Below are 16,702 nucleotides of genomic sequence, written 5' to 3'. Positions count from 1 at the left end.
AAGCTTCCTTGCGGCAAGATGCTAAAGGCCGAGCTCCGGCAATGTCGGGTGGTCGTCCGGCCGCCGGCCGAGCGGCCAGTGATACTTACGATCGGCCTCGCCGATCGGCAGGTCGTTGATGCTGGCGATGCGCAGACGCATCAGCCCCTGTTCGTCGAATTCCCAGTTCTCGTTGCCGTAGCTGCGGAACCATGAACCGCTGTCGTCGCGCCATTCGTAGGCGAAACGCACGGCGATGCGGTTGCCGTGGAAGGCCCAGACCTCCTTGATCAGCCGGTAGTCGAGCTCGCGGCTCCATTTGCGCGTCAGGAAGGCCTGGATGGCGTCGCGCCCTTGCAGGAACTCGGCGCGGTTGCGCCAGCGGCTGTCCTTTGTATAGGCGAGCGCAACCCGCGCTGGATCGCGTGAATTCCAGGCATCCTCGGCCATGCGCGCCTTCTGCGCTGCGGTCTCGGCGGTAAACGGCGGCAGCGGCGGGCGGGCTTCGGACATGGCAACTCCTGTGCGAGGCCATGCTGCAGGCAGGGCCGACAGACCGGAATATAAGCCTTCCATCATTCAAAGGCAGGTGGCATATTCGTAACTTGTCCTTCCATTTTTCGGAAGAAGCTATGGATCGTCTCGAGGCCATGTCGCTCTTCGTCGCCGCGGTGGAGGCCGGCAGCCTTTCCGCGGCCAGCCGCCGTTTCGGCATTCCGCTGGCGACGGTCAGCCGCAAGATTTCCGATCTCGAGCGCCATCTGAACACACGCCTCCTGAATCGTTCGACGCGACGGCTGACACCGACCGATGCCGGCCAGGCCTATCTTGCCGCCTGCCGCCGCATCCTGGACGACGTCGGCGAGGCCGAACGCACGGCCGCCGGCGAATACAGTGTTCCGACCGGCGAACTGGCCATCACCGCGCCGGTCGTCTTTGGCCGCCTGCACGTGCTGCCGATCGTCACCGGCTTTCTCGCCGCCTATCCCGACGTGGACATCCGCCTGACATTGGCCGATCGCATAACCCAGCTGGTCGAGGACCATTTCGATCTCGCCATCCGCATCGGCCGATTGCCCGATTCGAGCCTGGTCGCCATCGGCGTCGGCGCGATCCGCCGCGTCGTCTGCGCCAGCCCGGCCTATCTGGCCGAACACGGCACGCCAACGACCCCGGAGGATCTGGAAACACACGATTGCATCACCTTCGAGGGGCTCGCCTCCGCCGCCAGTTGGAGCTTCATCAAGGGCAAGGCCGAAATCCCGGTTCGGGTCCGCTCGCGGCTTCAGGTCAACACCGCCGAAGCGGCCATCGATGCCGCGATTGCCGGCGTCGGGCTGACGCGTGTGCTTTCCTACCAGATCGAAGCCGCGCTGCGGTCCGGCGCGCTGCGCGTCCTGCTGCAGGAATTCGAGCCGGCGCCATGGCCGGTAAGCCTGGTGCATGCGGGCCATGGCCTGCTGCCGGTCAAGCTGCGCGCCTTCCTCGATTTTGCCGCTCCGCGCCTGAAGGCGCGGCTGGCGCGGCTGATGTAGCGGAACCAGGCCAACCCATCGGTGGCCGTTCTTCGTCGCCACCCAAAGCGCCCTGCGGCCATTTCCTTTTTTCCCGCGCTTGGTGTAACCAACGCTCACCTCCTCACCGGGCTCCCCCAATGCTCTACATCAGATCGCTGACGTTCAATTTCGTCTTCTACGTCAACCTGATCGTCCAGATGATCCTCTGGACCCCCTACTATTTCCTGTCGCCCCGGCACCGCGCCTGGTTCGTGCCGAAATTCTGGTCGCGCACCTCGATGTGGCTTTACGAAAAGATCGCCGGAACGAAGAACGAGATCACCGGCCGGGAAAACCTGCCCGAAGGCTCCTTCATCCTGGCACCAAAGCACCAGTCGTTCTGGGACGCGATCGCCTTCTTCCCCTTCCTTCAGGACCCGCTCTACATCCTCAAGCGCGAGCTGACCTGGATCCCGTTCTTCGGCTGGTACATCATGAAGATGCGCATGATCCCGGTTCATCGCGGCAGCCGTTCGAAAGCACTGAAGGCCGTGGTCGCCGCGACCAAGGAAGAGATGGCGCGCAACCCTCGCCAGCTCATCATCTACCCCGAAGGGACAAGACGCGCGCCGGGCGACGAACCGGCCTACAAATACGGCATCGTTGAAATCTACACGCAGCTTGGTGTTCCGGTGGTGCCGGTTGCCCATGTCGCCGGCCTCTATTGGCCGCGCCGCAAATTCCTGCGCTATCCCGGCACCATCAAGGCGCGTTTCCTGCCGCCGATCCCACCGGGACTGAGCAAGGACGAATTCATGGCCCGGCTGATCGGCGAGACCGAAGCTGCCTGCGACCAGTTCCTGATGGATGCGGCGCGCGGCCCGAACCCGCCTGCCTTGCCGCCGACAGCGGCGAAAAGGCTGCAAGAGCTGGACAACGCCGCAAGAACCAAAGTCTGAACCGGAAGTCTCCGGCCGGCAGTTCTCAGCCGAACACCGCCAGCGCGGTGGTCAACACCAGCGTCACGGCAAAGATCAGATTGATGATCCGCGAGGCCGCCGGCCGGCGCAGGAAGCGCGCGAACCCAGCCCCCGCGACAAGCCACAGAGCGTGGATGGCAACGATCATCAGGGCGAGAACCGCCAGCTTCAGCCATAGACCAGGCTCAGTGGCGCCCTGTTTGGACGAAGCACCGGCGAACACGGCGGCGATCGCCACATAGGCCTTTGGATTGGCGACCGCGAGAAGAAATCCAGCCAGCCATGTGGGACGCGAAGTCTCGGCGGCGCGCGCGGCCAGCGGCGGCGCCGTAGCGATCTTGAAGGCGAGATAGAGGATGTAGGCCGCGGAAGCCAAAGCCAGCAACGGCGCCAGCTTCGGCATCGAGGTGAGCACTGCCATGACCCCGGTCGCGACAACCAAAAGCACGGCGATCGTGCCCAGGATGATTCCCCAGGCATAGCCCAGGGAATGGCGCAAACCGAAGGCGGCACCAACGGCGGTGACGCTTATCGTTGCCGGCCCCGGGCTGCCCATGACGACGGCGGAGGCAAGCACGAGCGCGCACAACTGGCGCCAAAGATCCGGCTGCAAAAGAAGCGGCTCAGTCATCTCACCCTCTGTCTTGCCCCGTGCGAAGGAGGCTATGGCAAGACAAGAGGGTCGTCTTGGACGTTCGTGCGAGGAGCGGCCGCCGAAACTTCAGTCGCTTGCTTTGTCGAGTTCGGCCATGTCGGCGGCGCTCAGCTTCAGCGACGCCGCCTTGATCAGGCTGTCCATCTGCTCGGGCTTGGTGGCGCTGGCGATCGGCGCGGTGACGCCCGGCCGAGCGATCACCCAGGCAAGCGCGACTTCCGCCTGCTTGGCCGAATGCCTTGATGACACCGCGTCGAGTGCCGCAAGGATGCGCATGCCGCGCGCATTGAGATAGTCCTTCACGCCGCCGCCACGCGGGCTTTGGCCGAGATCGGCCTCGCTGCGGTATTTGCCGCTGAGGAAACCTTTGGCCAGGCTGAAATAGGTGATGACGCCGATGTCCCCGGCCACGCACAGATCGCGCAACGGCCCGTCAAAGGATGAGCGATCGTAGAGATTGTATTCCGGCTGCAGCACCTCGTAGCGCGGCAGACTGCGCAGGCTCGCCACATCGAGTGCCGCACGCAACTGGCCGGCGTCGAGGTTAGAGCACCCGGCATAGCGAATCTTGCCCTTGGCGAGCAGCTTCTCGTAGGCGCCAAGCGTTTCCTCATAGGGCGTCGCAGGATCCGGCCAATGCGACAGATAGAGATCGATGAATTCGGTCTGCAGCCGCTTCAACGATGCGTCGACGGCTTTTTCGATGTAGGCGGCGGACAGGTCCTTGTGCCCCTGTCCCATATCCGAACCGACCTTGGTGATCACCACGACCTTGTCGCGATTGCCACGGTCTTTCATCCATTTACCGATGATGGTTTCCGATTCGCCGCCCTTGTGGCCTGGAACCCAGCGCGAATAGGCGTCCGCCGTATCGATGGCGTTGAGGCCGGCGCCGACGAAGCGGTCGAGCAGGTCGAACGAGGTTTTCTCGTCGGCAGTCCAGCCGAAGACGTTGCCGCCCAGAACCAGCGGCGCGATGGACAAGTCGGTGCGACCGAGACGACGTTTCTGCAAGGCGGATCTCCGGGATGATTGGGCGGGCAAATGGCGCCCGCGGTCTGAGGTTGGAGCCTAACCTAGGTCTTGCCTGAACGAGGTCAAAGGCCTGACGGCCTTTTTCCGCAGAGCCAGCTTCACAAAGGCGCGACCTGCAGCGCCACCTCTTCCAGCCAATGATCGCGAATGCCCAGCGCCTCGAGATGCTCCAGCGTGCTCAGCACATAGTCCTCGTTGTTGCCGGACTGGCCGACCGCACCGCGCACCACGGCCGCCGCATCTGCAGCGTCGAGCGCTCCGGCATATTGCTCGTGCTGGCGGTCGACAATGTAAACCACCGCGTCGACCGTACCGCCGCCGTCGAGGCGAACCTTGAGCAGACGCTCCAGATAGACATTGGTGACCAGCTCGCGCTCGCGCAGATAGGCCATAACCTCGTCGCGCAAGTCGCCGGGGACGCGGAATGCGAGGCCGACGCAGGACCCGCCACGATCGAGGCCGAGCACCAGCCCCGGCCGCTCGCGCGTGCCGCGATGCACGAAGGAATAGACGCACAGCGAGCGCCGGTAGCCATGCAGGCGGGCACGCTGTGTTTCGACATGCGCGAATCCCGGCCGCCAGATCAGCGAGCCATAGCCAAACACCCAAAAATCGCCCATATCGCCGCGCCTGATTGCAAAAGATGCCAACACCGCACCCGGACCGGTGTTTTTTCCGCCCGTCCCGTCTAACTATTCGTCTGTCCACCTGGCGGAATCGACTACCCGTCCGCAATACCCATGCGTTAACGAGAGCCAAAGCATGACGTCAAGTGACGAACGCCAGCCGAACAAACGTCGCCGCCTGATCTGGCTTGCAGCATTCATCGTCGTGCTGTTCGCCCTCTACAGCGGCGGCTGGTTCTATCTGGCTGACCGCGTCAGGAGCGAGGCCGACAAGGCGGTTGCCACGCTCAACAAGAATGGCGTCGAGGCCGGCTGCGCCAATCTCCAGGTCAGCGGCTATCCCTTGAGCTTTACCGTCTCCTGCGACAACCTCGCCTATGAGGACGATGCCAAGAACATTGCGGCCTCGGCCGGCAGTTTCAACGCAGCCGCCCAGATCATCCAGCCTCTGTCGCCGGTTGCCAATCTGCGCGGCCCGCTCAGGACCTCCGTTCCGGACATGGTGCCGCTGTGGATCGACTGGGACAATCTGCAGGCCAACTTCAAATTGTGGTGGCCGCTGCCGCGGCGGATTTCGCTGGAGGCAGAGGGCCTTTCCGGCCAGACCGATCCGGCCGACGATACCGATCCGGTGCAACTGTTCAGTGCCGGCAAAGCATCAGGTCAGTTGCAGCCCAACGGCGAGGATATCGACTATCTCGGCAGTTTCGGCGATCTCGAGGTCGACCCCGACGCAATTGGAGGGCGCGTGCTTCCGGCGCTCGATGCCAGCGGCGACGTGACATTGAAGAACGGCGTCGCACTGATCGGCACGCGGGTGAAGAGCCTTCGTGGCCAGGCGATCGAAATCCGCAACCTTGACCTGTCGTCGGGGACGGCGCGCATCACCGTTTCGGGACCGCTCTCGGTCGATGCCGAGGGCCTGGTCAACGCCGACCTGATGATCAGGTTGAAGGACCCGAAAGCGGTGGCGGCCATCCTCGGCACCGCCATACCCGAGCAGAAAAGCCAGATCGAACAGGGTTTTTCTGCCCTGGCGGTGCTCGGCAACGAACCGTCCATGCCGCTGAAGGTGGTCAGGGGCAAGGCCTCGCTCGGCTTCATTCCGCTGGGCAAGATCAAGCCGGTCGAATAGCTCAGCCATGGCAAAACCGGTGAAGCTGCTGAGCGTTGGCGCATTGACGCTGGACACCATCCTGCGCGTCGAGACGCTGCCCATACATCAGGGCAAGTTCATGGCCTCCGACGGCGTCCAGATCGCCTCGGGCATGCCACCAGCGCCGCCTGCGCCGCCCATCGCCTGGGCGCCGAGGTATCGCTGTGGGCGAGTGCCGGCGACGATGCCGTCGCCGACCAGCTCATCGCCGGCATAGAGGCCGAAGGCGTCGATTGCACCTTCGTGCGGCGCGTCAGAGGTGCCCGCTCGGCGCTGGCCTCGATCCTGGTCGACGCGCATGGCGAGCGCATCATCGTGCCGTTCTATGACAGGCTTGCCCAGGCCGATACCGACGTCCTGCCGGTCGCCGACCTCATGGCATTCGATGCCGTTCTGGCCGATGTCCGCTGGCCGGGTGCGGCGGCACTCGCCCTGAAGGCGGCGCGCGCCATCGGCCGTCCGGCGATCCTCGATGCCGACACCGCGCCGCTGGAGGTCCTTGAGCAGTTGTTGCCGCTCGCTACGCACATCATCGCTTCGGAGCCGGCAGCGCGCATCGTCTGCGGCCAGGCGCTCGATCCGGAAACGGCTTGCGCCGATCTCGCCAGCCGCACCGACGCTTTTGTCGCAGTGACAGGCGGCGCGGCGGGCAGTTGGTGGCACGACCGTCGCGCTGGCTGCGTGCGCCATGTCGCGGCGCCGAAAATCAAGGCGGTCGATACGCTCGCCGCCGGCGATGTCTTTCACGGCGCCTTCACCGTCGGGCTGGCGGAAGCCATGCCGGTCGAGCAGGCTTTGCGGTTTGCCAGTGCGGCCGCGGCGCTCAAATGCCTGCGCTTCGGCGGCAGGCTTGGCGCGCCGAACCGAGCCGAGACGCTGGCCATGGTTGCGCAGACCTGGCCTGCCTGAGACAGACCTAGCCTTTCGCGGGGTGCTCGACCGCCTGACGGCCGAAATCGGGAACGTCGATGTCCTGGCCGGCTTCGATGATCGAGCGGCGCACGGCGCGGGTGCGGGTGAACAGGTCGAAGAGTTTTTCGCCGTCGCCCCAGCGGATTGCGCGCTGCAGCGACGCCAGATCTTCCGAGAACCGCGCCAGCATTTCGAGGATGGCGTCCTTGTTGTGCAGACAGACATCCCGCCACATGGTCGGATCGGAGGCGGCAAGGCGGGTGAAGTCGCGGAAGCCGGAAGCCGAATATTTGATCACTTCGGATTTGGTCACCGACTGCAGATCATCGGCGGTGCCGACGATGTTGTAGGCGATGATGTGCGGCAGATGCGAGACGATGGCCAGCGTCATATCGTGATGCTGGGGATCCATCGTGTCGATGTTGGCGCCGCAGCGCCGCCAGAACTCCGACAGCCTCTCCAACGCGTCCGGGTCGGTGTCGGGCAGCGGCGTGAAGATGCACCAGCGATTGTCGAACAGGTCGGCGAAACCGGCGTCGGGGCCGGATTTTTCTGTGCCCGCCAGCGGGTGGCCGGGAATGAAATGGACACCTTCAGGCACATAAGGCTGCATTTGCGCAATGACAGACGCCTTGGTCGAGCCGACATCGGTGAGGATCGCGCCCGACTTCAGCGCCGGCGCGATTTCCTCGGCAACCGCGCCGGACGATCCAACCGGCACCGAAATGATGACCAGGTCGGCATCGTGCACAGCTTCTCTCGCATCGGTGCTATAGCTATCGCCCAGCCCAAGCTCCTCAGCCCGCGCCAGCGTCGCCGCACTGCGCGTTGATATGGCCACGTGGCGGGCGAGGCCCTCGCGGCGGATGACGCGGGCCAGCGACGAGCCGATCAGGCCGATGCCGACCAGCGCGATCTTTTCAAACATCGGTGATGTCATGGTTCCTAGCTTTTCAGGAATGTCGTGAGAGCGGCGACAACGCCGCGATTGGCCTCTTCGGTGCCGACGGTCATGCGCAGCGCGTTGGGAAAGCCATAGCCCGAAACGCGCCGCAATATATAGCCGCGCGCCGTCAGATAGTCGTCCGCCGCCGCCGCCGAATGTTTCTGGTCCTCGGGAAAATGAATGAGGATGAAATTGCCGACGCTGGGCGTCACCCGCAACCCAAGCTTTGTGAATTCCTCACTCAGCCAGGCCAGCCAGGTCTCGTTGTGCGCCACGCTGCGCTCGACATGGGCGCGATCGCGAATGGCGGCGATGCCGGCCTCGATCGCCGTCGCATTGACGTTGAAGGGGCCGCGCACGCGGTTGATGGCGTCGACGATGTGCATCGGCGCATACATCCAACCGATCCGCGCGCCGCCGAGGCCGATCTTGGAGAAGGTCCGGGTCATCACCACGTTCTCTGCGCTGCCGACCAGTTCGATGCCGGCCTCATAGTCGTTGCGGCGGACATATTCGGCATAGGCCGCGTCGAGCACCAGAAGCACGTGCCTGGGCAGACCGGCATGCAGCCGGCGCACCTCCTGGAACGGCACATAGGTGCCGGTCGGGTTGTTGGGATTGGCGAGGAACACGATCTTGGTGCGTGGCGTGACGGCGGCCAGGATGGCGTCGATATCGGCGCGCTCGTCTGTTTCCTTGATCGTCACCGGAACGGCGCCCGCCGACTGGATGTAGATCTTGTAGACCATGAAGGCGTGTTCGGTGATGACGGCCTCGTCGCCGGGCGCCAGATAGGTCTGCGCCAGCAGGCCGAGGATCTCGTCGGAGCCGTTGGAGCAGATGATGTTCTGCGGGTTGAGGCCATGCACCTCGGCGATCGCTTCGCGCAGCCGCCTGGCGGTGCCGTCGGGATAGATGTCGAGCTTGCCGGCAATCTCGCGCGCGGCTTCGATCGCCTTCGGCGAGGGCCCGAGCGGGTTCTCGTTGGAGGACAGCTTGTGGACCTTGGCGACGCCGACAGGCGCCGTGCTCTTGCCCGGCACATAGGCGTCTATGTCCATGATGCCCGCGCGCGGGGTTGGACGTGCCTGGTCCGGTGTCTGGCTCATGTCGCAAAATCCGTCGAGAACGCTTCCTGAGGGAAGCCGCAGCGGAAATACAAGCCGTGGCCTGCAATGTCGAGAGGCGACAGCCTCCCGCCCAAGGCAGGCCGTTGACGCCGGGGCGCCACAGCCCTAGAAGGGGAGCGAACTTCCGTGGTGATTTGGCCGGTCGGCTTGCAGCCACGTTAAACAACTTGCTAAAGGGCCGTTTGCATCCTGTAACCGGCTTTGCGACCGCAATGCCGGTTTTTTGTTGTCCGCGCCGGCCGGACACCCGTATCGGCATCGACTTTCGACGAGTGCGATGCGTGGGCTCAAAGTGTGAGATGGATGTCATGGCCGTTCTGCGTGCCCGCAAAACCAACAACGAGGTCGACCAACCGTCGAGCCCGGTTTTGCGTTTTGGATCCGACAAGCCGCTCAAGCTGGACGCCGGTACGCTGCTGTCACCGTTCCAGATCGCCTACCAGACCTACGGCACGCTGAACGATGCCCGCTCCAACGCCATCCTCGTCTGCCATGCGCTGACCGGAGACCAGCACGTCGCCAGCACCAGTCCGGTGACCGGCAAGCCAGGCTGGTGGGAAGTGCTGATCGGGCCCGGCAAGATCATCGACACCAATCGTTTCTTCGTCATCTGCTCCAACGTCATCGGCGGTTGCCTTGGCTCCACCGGCCCGGCTTCGACCAATCCGGCCACCGGCAAGCCGTATGGGCTCGACCTGCCGATCATCACCATCCGCGACATGGTGCGGGCGCAGCAAATGCTGATCGACCATTTCGGCATCGAGAAACTGTTTTGCGTGCTCGGCGGCTCGATGGGCGGCATGCAGGTTCTGGAATGGGCGTCGAGCTATCCGGAGCGCGTCTTCTCGGCACTGCCGATCGCCACCGGCGCGCGCCATTCCTCGCAGAACATCGCCTTTCATGAGGTTGGCCGGCAGGCTGTCATGGCCGATCCGGACTGGCATGGCGGCAAATATTTCGAGCACGGCAAACGCCCGGAAAAGGGCCTGGCGGTAGCGCGCATGGCCGCCCACATCACTTACCTGTCGGAAGCCGCCCTGCACCGCAAGTTCGGCCGCAATCTGCAGGATCGCGAAGCGCTGACCTTCGGCTTCGACGCCGACTTCCAGATCGAAAGCTATCTTCGGCACCAGGGCATGACCTTCGTCGATCGCTTCGACGCCAATTCCTACCTCTACATGACGCGGTCGATGGACTATTTCGACCTCGCCGCAGACCATGGCGGCCGGTTGGCCGATGCCTTCGCCGGCACGAAAACCCGCTTCTGCCTGGTGTCGTTCACCTCGGATTGGCTGTTCCCGACCGAGGAGAGCCGCTCGATCGTGCATGCGCTCAACGCCGCCGGCGCATCGGTATCCTTCGTCGAGATCGAGACCGACCGTGGCCACGACGCATTCCTGCTCGACGAGCCGGAACTGTTTGCCGCCATTAACGGCTTCATCGGCTCGGCCGCCCGGGCGAGAGGGCTGAGCGCATGATCTCGAAAAATTGCAGGCTTTTCGGATCGGGATCATGCGCCAGGCGGGAGGCGAAGCCATGAGCGTCAACCGCGACCAGCGCGTCGACCTCGAAGTCGTCGCCAACCTCATCCCGCCACAGTCGCGCGTGCTCGATGTCGGCTCGGGCGACGGCTCGCTGCTCGAACTGCTGCAGGACACCAAGCAGGTCGACGGCCGCGGACTCGAGCTGTCGCAGCGCGGCGTCAACGAATGTGTGGCGCGCGGCCTCTCGGTCATCCAGGGCGACGCTGACAAGGATCTCGAATTCTATCCCGACAAGGGCTTTGACTTCGTCGTCCTGTCGCAGACGCTGCAGGCCACCCGCAACCCCAAGCTGGTGCTGGACGAACTGCTCAGGATCGGCAACCGCGCCATCGTCTCCTTCCCCAATTTCGGCCATTGGCGTGTGCGCCTGTCGCTGTTCCTCAACGGCCGCATGCCGGTGACCAAGGACCTGCCCTATTCCTGGTACGACACGCCCAACATCCACTTCTGCACCATCCGCGATTTCGTCAATCTGTGCGACGAACTCGGCGCGACAGTCGAGAAGGCAACCGCCCTCGACGCCGCCGGCCAGAAGATCGGCTTGTCGATGCCGTGGTGGTTCTGGAATTTCTTCGGCCAGCAGGCAGTGTTCTTGCTGAAACGGTAATTTCCTCACCGATCAAAGACCCGACTCGCCAAGCAACAGTGTGTTTGGCGCCGAGCAAAGTCGCCCTGTATGACGATCGCGAACCAGTGTAAATGGCGTCGACTGTTTGACAGCGGGCTAGTGCGGCTATAGCCACACTGACGGCTCGGGGGGGCAAAAAATGGTCGAAGAACGCGCAACTTATTCACTCGTCGTCGAAATGGAGAATGCAAAATCGATCGACTGGGGCGAGATCGGCGTTGGGATGAAGGCCTTGGCTCGGGAAATCTCATCGGTTTCAGCAACCGGTTCAGCGCGACCAAGGATCGTCATCTCTCACGGCGGAGCAGAGTCGGACAAAGAGGCGTTGCGTCGTGAGATTTCGAATGAGGCCCCGCAGCTCGGTCAGGTTGCCGAACTCGTCTTCACAGCTTTCCCTGGCGGCCGATATTACGACCTGAAGAACAACGGTATGCTGGCATCGGACGGAGATATCGTCATCTTTCTGGATTCCGACGTGGTCGCGGAACCAGGATGGCTATCAGGACTGCTTGAACCCTTTGAAAACTCTGAAGTTATCTGCGCAAACGGATATACATACCTTTCATACGACGACTTCTTTTCAAGAACCTTTGCGTTGATCTGGTTTTTTCCTATGGCCCGTGGAGACGGGCGATTTGCCTCGAAGCGAGCGATCAACGCCAACAATGTAGCGTTTCGACGCGAGTGGATCCTCAGCCATCCTTTTCCAAAACATAACGGCTTCAAGGTTTCCTGCACTTTGCTGATGCGCGAACTGCTGCGGGAGGGCCACAAAATTCATAATGTCAACGCACGCGTTTATCACTATTCGCCGCGGGGCTGGCGGTTCTTTTACTGGCGCGCCCTGGTTACAGGTCGCGACGCCGACCGGAAGTTCGTTGCGCTCAATTCGCCGAGCCGCACGCGACGGATAGTCAAGTCCTTCAGCCGGTGGCTCACCATGTCATGGCGCACGACACGACGGATCGTAGGCCATGCCCGGGAAACCGGGATGCCGCTTTGGCAGGTTCCCTTTTCTCTGATTGTCGGTCAGGCATTTTATGGTTTGGCGTTTTGGGGCCAGTTCAGTTTCGCAACTGGCATGGTTCGCGACAAAATCGAAACGGTGCCAGACTATGTTGGGCATAGCTAGACGCTGTACCGCCATTCCTTGAACCGCAGTTCAGCGTCCAGTTGATCCTTGATCCGGCGATTGCTCCAGAATATCCGTGGCCTTGTGCGGATGTTCGACGCCGTCGACGAACACCACATCGGCCTCCGAATTGTCCGTGCGCAGCGCCAGTATCGCTTGGTAGGCCGGCGAATTGTACCAGCCATGCACATGCTGCCTGTCGGGAAATTCTATGATGATCAGATGGCCAGGCCAGTCGTTCTCGATCACCTCCACATCGCCGCCATGGACCAGAAAACGGCCGCCGAAAGGTTCCAGCGTGGCATCTATCCTATGCAGATATTCGACGATCTGCGGACCCATTGTGGCTTGGCGCATATGGGCGACGGCGTAAGCGGCCATGACTGAACTCCCTTGTCATCGAAGCCGAGTTGCCGGCCTCTGCATGGGCAATCTGACCAAAGGCCGAGCGCTAAGCGATTACGTCTGAGGTAATGGGATGTATGCTATCTGTCATGATGGGTTGCTTCCACGGTGATTCGTAATGCTATGTGCGGCGGTGCTGTTGCAATTGGAACGCTAAGAGCGGGGATTCGTTGTCTCGCCTGGATTGAGTACCGGCACGGTGGGTGACAGGGGCAGTCGTTTTTTATAGCGTCGCGCCGACTGTGATGTGGTGTAGAGAAAGGGAAGTCCAATCCATTCGACCGTTCTGAAAATCGAAAAGTCCTGGACAGACGCGCAACCCTGCGCAGGAAACAGCTGACAGACATGGCCGGGATCGATCCAGTACCTCTCATCACGGTCATTACGCCGACCCACAACCGACGCGAAACAGTGTTGCGCGCCGTGGAAAGCGTATTCTCCCAGAGCATGTCGAGGTTTGAGCACATTGTCGTCGACGATGGTTCGACCGATGGGACCGAAGCGGCGCTGGCCCGCATCCAGGACCCGCGGCTGATCTATGTCGGGGCGAAATGGCGAGGCGCCAACGCCGCCAGGAATGCCGGCATCGAGCGGGCGCGGGCACCGTTGGTGACGTTCCTCGATTCCGACGACATCTACATGCCGCACCGGCTTGAACGAACCCTGACCTGGTTCGATGAAAATCCTGCACTGCAAGTGCTGATCAGTTCGTTCGTGTCCCTGAAGGGCAATCGCATCACAAACTGCGCCAACCCCGAGGCATTCGTGAGCCCCGCAATGCTTGAGCGGACGCTGGTTGGGCAGACCATCTTCATCGCCGGCTCCGCGATCACTGCTCGCCGTGAAGCCTTGCTGGCCATCGGCGGCTACGACAGCGACATCACCCGCATGCAGGATCGCGAATTGCTGCTGCGCCTTGCCCGGCGCTTCGGTGCGCAACTGTCCGGGGACCTCGACTGGACGAAATACAATTCGGAGAACTCGATTTCCGGCCGCCGTGACGGCTATGTCGAGGCCTATGCGAACCTGATGGGCAAACATCCTCATATTGCCCACGCCTACCCGCACATTCCGCCTTACATGATCTCGCGGCAGCTCATCGCCGATATCCTGCGAGGCAGGATACCGGAGGCATTCCAGGGCTATATGGCCAACCGTTCGTCGAAAGCGCTTGGCTACTCGCTGCCGGAATTGATGCAAGGCTATGTCCATGGCCGACGCTGGCGCCGCGATCTCTCCAACGAGTTTCGCAACCAATGTGGCGCCCGGCTCGCCTGAACCCAGAGCAACTCCAGGAAAATCGTGGAACGGTTTTCCCTCCGGATTGCGTGAACCGCACTATCGAGAGCTCAGCGGTCAAGTTCGGGAAAATACGGATCCGATAAAAACCGCCTGTCCCGTTCGCCCTGCAGGCAGTCTATCGGCTTGGCCGCGTCGACGGGGGTGATTCTCGCCTTGTCCCGAATGCCGCTCACTTCGAGGATCAGCTTGCGCCGGATGGCTGTCGAAAACTCCGCGGCGGCATAGATGGGCAGCACGAAGGAACCGGGCCCGCCGGTCACGCACTGCGCGTAATACTGGTCGAGATGGCTGAAGGTGGGCGACGGGCTGATCAGGATCGGCAGGCCGTTGACGACGATGCCTTTGGCAGTCGCCGCATCACGCGTCGCGGTGACTGGCGGCCCGATATTGTTCGGTCCGTCGCCCGAAATGTCGATGACGCTACGTTCGCCCTGGAAAGACGTGCGGTCGAAAAGCTCGGCACCGAAGGCCAGCGCGCCGGAAATCGAAGTGCCGCGAAAGCTGCGGAACGGGCGCGCCGCGACCTCGTCGGCAAAGCTGTTGGCGCTCTCGGCACTATCGATGATCTGCCAGCCGATGACCGCGTCGTCGCGCACCGTGCCGGCCCACTCGAAATAGGTCAGCGCTATGCGGCCCGTGGCGCCGGCGCGGACAGCCTTGATGAAGTGGGGATGCCGCAGCGCCTCGACATAACCGGCGCGCTGCAGCGCGAACTCCTTCTCGTCCATCGACAGCGAGATGTCGACTGCCAGCACCAGCTCGACGTCGACGGCGAGCGCATCCCGCGGCGAGGCGGCGGGGGCAGCCTGGGCGCAGGCAAGACAGGCAAGCAGGCGCAGAGCATCAAGCATGGCCGTCGCCAGGTTGTTCTCCCGAAGAGCTTCCCTCGCGATCACGGCAAAATAAAGCTTTGCTTCCCCGTCCGGATATCAGCTCATTTCTTGCCGCGGGCGGCGACTGGCGGCGGTTCGATCGCGCCGGCTCTGACGCGGGCGGGCTTCAGCGCTGGCGCACCGGAATCCTTGACGATCGTCAACGCGCGCGGGAAGAAGTGATTGTTGTGCTGGCCGCGCCCGATGTTGAGGATCGCTGTCGCCGGCAAACGCTTCTCGAGCATCGACAGCACGCGTCTTAGCGATGGGCCGTCGAATGCATCCAGCGCCTCGTCGATGATCACCCATTTCGGCTGCCGCAACGCGAGCCTGGCGAAGGCCAGCGAGCGTTGTTCGTCATCGCCCAACTCATGGTCCCAACGCCCGGCGCGGTCGAGCGATGAGGATAGCCGTCCCAGACCGACCTCGGCCAGCACCGCCGAAATGTCGGCATCGTCCGCCGGCGCGGGGCCGTTCGGGTGATCGAGGACTTCGCGCAATGTGCCGACCGGAAAATAAGGCACGCGCGGCACGAATATGGGGGTTTCTCCCGCCGGCAGGCCGATCCGGCCGCTTCCCCATGGCCACAGGCCGGCAATGGCACGAAAGAACAGCGTCTTGCCCGCACCGGGATCGCCGGTGATCATGACGCGCTCGCCGGGGCGGATTTCGACATGCGGGTCGGCGAGCCTGGTGCAGCCCTCCGGCGAGGCCACTTCGAGCTTCTCGAAAGTCAGGCTGCCACTGACGTTTTGGCCGAAGGCGATGCGCTTTTCGGTGTCGTGCAGCGCATCGGTTTCATCGAGCGCGATGCGGAAATCGGCCACGCGCATCAGCGTGGCGCGCCAATCGGCAATGCTGCCGATGTTGTTGATGAACCAGCGCAAGGAGGAGTGGACCTGGTTGAATGCGCCGACCGCCATCATCAGCCCGCCAAAGCTGATATCACCTGAGAAATAGACAGGCGAAGCAACCAGTATGGGCGCCACGACGGTGATCCAGCCATAGGTGTCGGTCACCCAGGACAGGTTGATCTGGGCGGTGTAGATGCGCCGCATGGCGCCCAGCACCGTGCCGAGATCGAGTTCGAGCCGCCGCCTGGCGTCGGCCTCGCCATGATACAACGCAATGGCATCGACATTCTCGTTGACGCGCACCATCGAGGAGCGCAGCTCGGCTTCGCGTGTATAGCGGTCGCTGTTCAGGCGGATGAGCGGCCGCCCGACCAGCCAACTCAGCCAGGAGGCGATACCGGCGTAAAGGATGGCGGCCCAGACCATATAGCCAGGTATGGCCAGCGAGGTCCCGCCGATGTGGAACACGAAGCCCGAGGACAGCTCCCACAGCACGCCGACGAAGGACACGAGCAGGATGCACGACTGCAGCAGGCCGACGCCGAGATCGGTTGACAGATCGGACAGATGCGCGGCGTCCTGCTGCATGCGCTGGTCGGGATTGACGCCGATGGCGCCGGCATTGGCCAGCCGGAAGGCGCGCGCCGGCCGCATCCATTGATCGATCAGATCCAGCGTCAGCGCCTCGCGCAGCTTGAGCCTGATCATCTGGTTGAGCCAGGTCTGGCCGATATTGAGCACCAGAAGTCCCCCGGCTATGGCCGCGAAGACGAGGAGCTGGTGCAAAAAGGCCGCCATGTCGCGGCGGGCAAGCGCATCGTAGAAAGGCTGGTTCCAGCGGTTGAGCAGAACCTGGCCGATCGACGTTGCGATGATCACGGCCATGATGCCGACCGATGTCCACAGCAACCATCTGCGAACCGGCGATCCCGCAAGCGCCCGCCGGATCGTCATCACCTGATCGTGCAGGCTGCTGGCCTCGACCGCCACGGCAACCGGCTGAACGGCGGCGGCATTGTCCGGTTGATCAGCCATGGCCGAGGTCCTTGC

At 62.9% G+C, this 16,702-nt stretch carries 16 protein-coding genes, 1 pseudogene and 1 riboswitch; of the genes and pseudogenes, 8 read left to right on the top strand and 9 right to left on the bottom strand.

Annotation, left to right across the window (positions count from 1 at the left end):
* Positions 1-21: 21 nt before the first annotated feature.
* Entirely contained in the window at positions 22-492 is a 471-nt protein-coding gene (locus A9K65_RS07895; RefSeq protein ID WP_064993068.1) for a DUF1348 family protein, read from the bottom strand.
* Between the two features lie 119 nt (positions 493-611).
* Here A9K65_RS07895 and A9K65_RS07890 point away from each other — a divergent pair, with 119 nt between their 5' ends.
* Positions 612-1,514, top strand: a complete 903-nt coding sequence (locus A9K65_RS07890) for a LysR family transcriptional regulator (RefSeq protein WP_064993069.1) — start codon at positions 612-614, stop codon at positions 1,512-1,514.
* A gap of 119 nt (positions 1,515-1,633) precedes the next feature.
* On the top strand, positions 1,634-2,434 hold the full coding sequence (locus tag A9K65_RS07885) for a 1-acyl-sn-glycerol-3-phosphate acyltransferase (protein ID WP_064993070.1): 801 nt from the start codon (positions 1,634-1,636) through the stop codon (positions 2,432-2,434).
* Between the two features lie 25 nt (positions 2,435-2,459).
* Here the strand turns inward: A9K65_RS07885 and A9K65_RS07880 are convergent, their stop codons facing one another.
* From A9K65_RS07880 to A9K65_RS07870, 3 genes are all read right to left on the bottom strand, one after another.
* Entirely contained in the window at positions 2,460-3,086 is a 627-nt protein-coding gene (locus A9K65_RS07880; protein ID WP_063169095.1) for a LysE family translocator, read from the bottom strand.
* Between the two features lie 90 nt (positions 3,087-3,176).
* Positions 3,177-4,124, bottom strand: a complete 948-nt coding sequence (locus tag A9K65_RS07875) for an aldo/keto reductase (RefSeq protein WP_064993071.1) — start codon at positions 4,122-4,124, stop codon at positions 3,177-3,179.
* A 119-nt stretch (positions 4,125-4,243) separates the two neighbouring features.
* A complete protein-coding gene (locus tag A9K65_RS07870) occupies positions 4,244-4,765 on the bottom strand; it encodes a gamma-glutamylcyclotransferase (RefSeq protein WP_013529391.1) in 522 nt (173 codons plus the stop codon).
* 142 nt (positions 4,766-4,907) lie between these two features.
* On the opposite strand from A9K65_RS07870, the gene A9K65_RS07865 reads away from it, so the two are divergent.
* Both A9K65_RS07865 and A9K65_RS07860 read left to right on the top strand, forming a co-directional pair.
* Entirely contained in the window at positions 4,908-5,906 is a 999-nt protein-coding gene (locus A9K65_RS07865) for a DUF2125 domain-containing protein (protein WP_064993072.1), read from the top strand.
* A gap of 7 nt (positions 5,907-5,913) precedes the next feature.
* Positions 5,914-6,836 (top strand): annotated as a pseudogene (locus tag A9K65_RS07860) (sugar kinase).
* A 7-nt stretch (positions 6,837-6,843) separates the two neighbouring features.
* On the opposite strand, the gene A9K65_RS07855 reads toward A9K65_RS07860, so the two are convergent.
* Both A9K65_RS07855 and hisC read right to left on the bottom strand, forming a co-directional pair.
* Positions 6,844-7,779, bottom strand: a complete 936-nt coding sequence (locus A9K65_RS07855; RefSeq protein WP_198327568.1) for a prephenate/arogenate dehydrogenase family protein — start codon at positions 7,777-7,779, stop codon at positions 6,844-6,846.
* Between the two features lie 5 nt (positions 7,780-7,784).
* A complete protein-coding gene (hisC, locus tag A9K65_RS07850) occupies positions 7,785-8,894 on the bottom strand; it encodes a histidinol-phosphate transaminase (RefSeq protein ID WP_064993074.1) in 1,110 nt (369 codons plus the stop codon).
* Between the two features lie 137 nt (positions 8,895-9,031).
* Positions 9,032-9,109: riboswitch (SAM riboswitch) on the top strand.
* A 114-nt stretch (positions 9,110-9,223) separates the two neighbouring features.
* Between hisC and A9K65_RS07845 the strand changes: the two genes are divergently transcribed.
* From A9K65_RS07845 to A9K65_RS07835, 3 genes are all read left to right on the top strand, one after another.
* Positions 9,224-10,393: a homoserine O-acetyltransferase gene (locus tag A9K65_RS07845; protein ID WP_064993106.1), complete on the top strand. Its 1,170-nt coding sequence runs from the start codon at positions 9,224-9,226 to the stop codon at positions 10,391-10,393.
* Between the two features lie 58 nt (positions 10,394-10,451).
* A complete protein-coding gene (metW, locus tag A9K65_RS07840) occupies positions 10,452-11,066 on the top strand; it encodes a methionine biosynthesis protein MetW (protein ID WP_013529385.1) in 615 nt (204 codons plus the stop codon).
* A gap of 160 nt (positions 11,067-11,226) precedes the next feature.
* Complete coding sequence (locus tag A9K65_RS07835) at positions 11,227-12,219, top strand: glycosyltransferase (protein ID WP_063169100.1); 993 nt, start codon at positions 11,227-11,229, stop codon at positions 12,217-12,219.
* Between the two features lie 30 nt (positions 12,220-12,249).
* Here the strand turns inward: A9K65_RS07835 and A9K65_RS07830 are convergent, their stop codons facing one another.
* On the bottom strand, positions 12,250-12,600 hold the full coding sequence (locus A9K65_RS07830) for a DUF1330 domain-containing protein (RefSeq protein ID WP_064993075.1): 351 nt from the start codon (positions 12,598-12,600) through the stop codon (positions 12,250-12,252).
* A 369-nt stretch (positions 12,601-12,969) separates the two neighbouring features.
* Here A9K65_RS07830 and A9K65_RS07825 point away from each other — a divergent pair, with 369 nt between their 5' ends.
* Positions 12,970-13,902, top strand: a complete 933-nt coding sequence (locus A9K65_RS07825; RefSeq protein WP_064993076.1) for a glycosyltransferase family 2 protein — start codon at positions 12,970-12,972, stop codon at positions 13,900-13,902.
* Positions 13,903-13,973: 71 nt separating this feature from the next.
* On the opposite strand, the gene A9K65_RS07820 is transcribed toward A9K65_RS07825, so the two are convergent.
* Together A9K65_RS07820 and A9K65_RS07815 are read right to left on the bottom strand one after the other, a co-directional pair.
* Positions 13,974-14,777, bottom strand: coding sequence for a DUF1194 domain-containing protein (locus A9K65_RS07820; protein WP_064993107.1), 804 nt, complete (start codon positions 14,775-14,777; stop codon positions 13,974-13,976).
* Between the two features lie 83 nt (positions 14,778-14,860).
* Positions 14,861-16,687 (bottom strand): ABC transporter ATP-binding protein/permease, encoded by a 1,827-nt coding sequence (locus A9K65_RS07815; RefSeq protein ID WP_064993077.1) that lies wholly within the window; start codon positions 16,685-16,687, stop codon positions 14,861-14,863.
* Positions 16,688-16,702 lie beyond the last annotated feature (15 nt).

The organism is Mesorhizobium sp. WSM1497, assembly GCF_001672455.2.
Classification (GTDB): domain Bacteria; phylum Pseudomonadota; class Alphaproteobacteria; order Rhizobiales; family Rhizobiaceae; genus Mesorhizobium; species Mesorhizobium ciceri.
Note: the sequence above shows the minus strand (reverse complement) of the source record. Positions and strands in the feature narration are given on the sequence as shown.

What these genes read in the sequence shown, in the direction of transcription:
- A9K65_RS07895 (WP_064993068.1), bottom strand. Translation starts at nt 492, where the DNA reads ATGTCCGAAGCCCGCCCGCCGCTGCCGCCGTTTACCGCCGAGACCGCA.
- A9K65_RS07890 (WP_064993069.1), top strand. Translation starts at nt 612, where the DNA reads ATGGATCGTCTCGAGGCCATGTCGCTCTTCGTCGCCGCGGTGGAGGCC.
- A9K65_RS07885 (WP_064993070.1), top strand. Translation starts at nt 1,634, where the DNA reads ATGCTCTACATCAGATCGCTGACGTTCAATTTCGTCTTCTACGTCAAC.
- A9K65_RS07880 (WP_063169095.1), bottom strand. Translation starts at nt 3,086, where the DNA reads ATGACTGAGCCGCTTCTTTTGCAGCCGGATCTTTGGCGCCAGTTGTGC.
- A9K65_RS07870 (WP_013529391.1), bottom strand. Translation starts at nt 4,765, where the DNA reads ATGGGCGATTTTTGGGTGTTTGGCTATGGCTCGCTGATCTGGCGGCCG.
- A9K65_RS07865 (WP_064993072.1), top strand. Translation starts at nt 4,908, where the DNA reads ATGACGTCAAGTGACGAACGCCAGCCGAACAAACGTCGCCGCCTGATC.
- A9K65_RS07855 (WP_198327568.1), bottom strand. Translation starts at nt 7,779, where the DNA reads ATGACATCACCGATGTTTGAAAAGATCGCGCTGGTCGGCATCGGCCTG.
- hisC (WP_064993074.1), bottom strand. Translation starts at nt 8,894, where the DNA reads ATGAGCCAGACACCGGACCAGGCACGTCCAACCCCGCGCGCGGGCATC.
- A9K65_RS07845 (WP_064993106.1), top strand. Translation starts at nt 9,224, where the DNA reads ATGGCCGTTCTGCGTGCCCGCAAAACCAACAACGAGGTCGACCAACCG.
- metW (WP_013529385.1), top strand. Translation starts at nt 10,452, where the DNA reads ATGAGCGTCAACCGCGACCAGCGCGTCGACCTCGAAGTCGTCGCCAAC.
- A9K65_RS07835 (WP_063169100.1), top strand. Translation starts at nt 11,227, where the DNA reads ATGGTCGAAGAACGCGCAACTTATTCACTCGTCGTCGAAATGGAGAAT.
- A9K65_RS07830 (WP_064993075.1), bottom strand. Translation starts at nt 12,600, where the DNA reads ATGGCCGCTTACGCCGTCGCCCATATGCGCCAAGCCACAATGGGTCCG.
- A9K65_RS07825 (WP_064993076.1), top strand. Translation starts at nt 12,970, where the DNA reads ATGGCCGGGATCGATCCAGTACCTCTCATCACGGTCATTACGCCGACC.
- A9K65_RS07820 (WP_064993107.1), bottom strand. Translation starts at nt 14,777, where the DNA reads ATGCTTGATGCTCTGCGCCTGCTTGCCTGTCTTGCCTGCGCCCAGGCT.
- A9K65_RS07815 (WP_064993077.1), bottom strand. Translation starts at nt 16,687, where the DNA reads ATGGCTGATCAACCGGACAATGCCGCCGCCGTTCAGCCGGTTGCCGTG.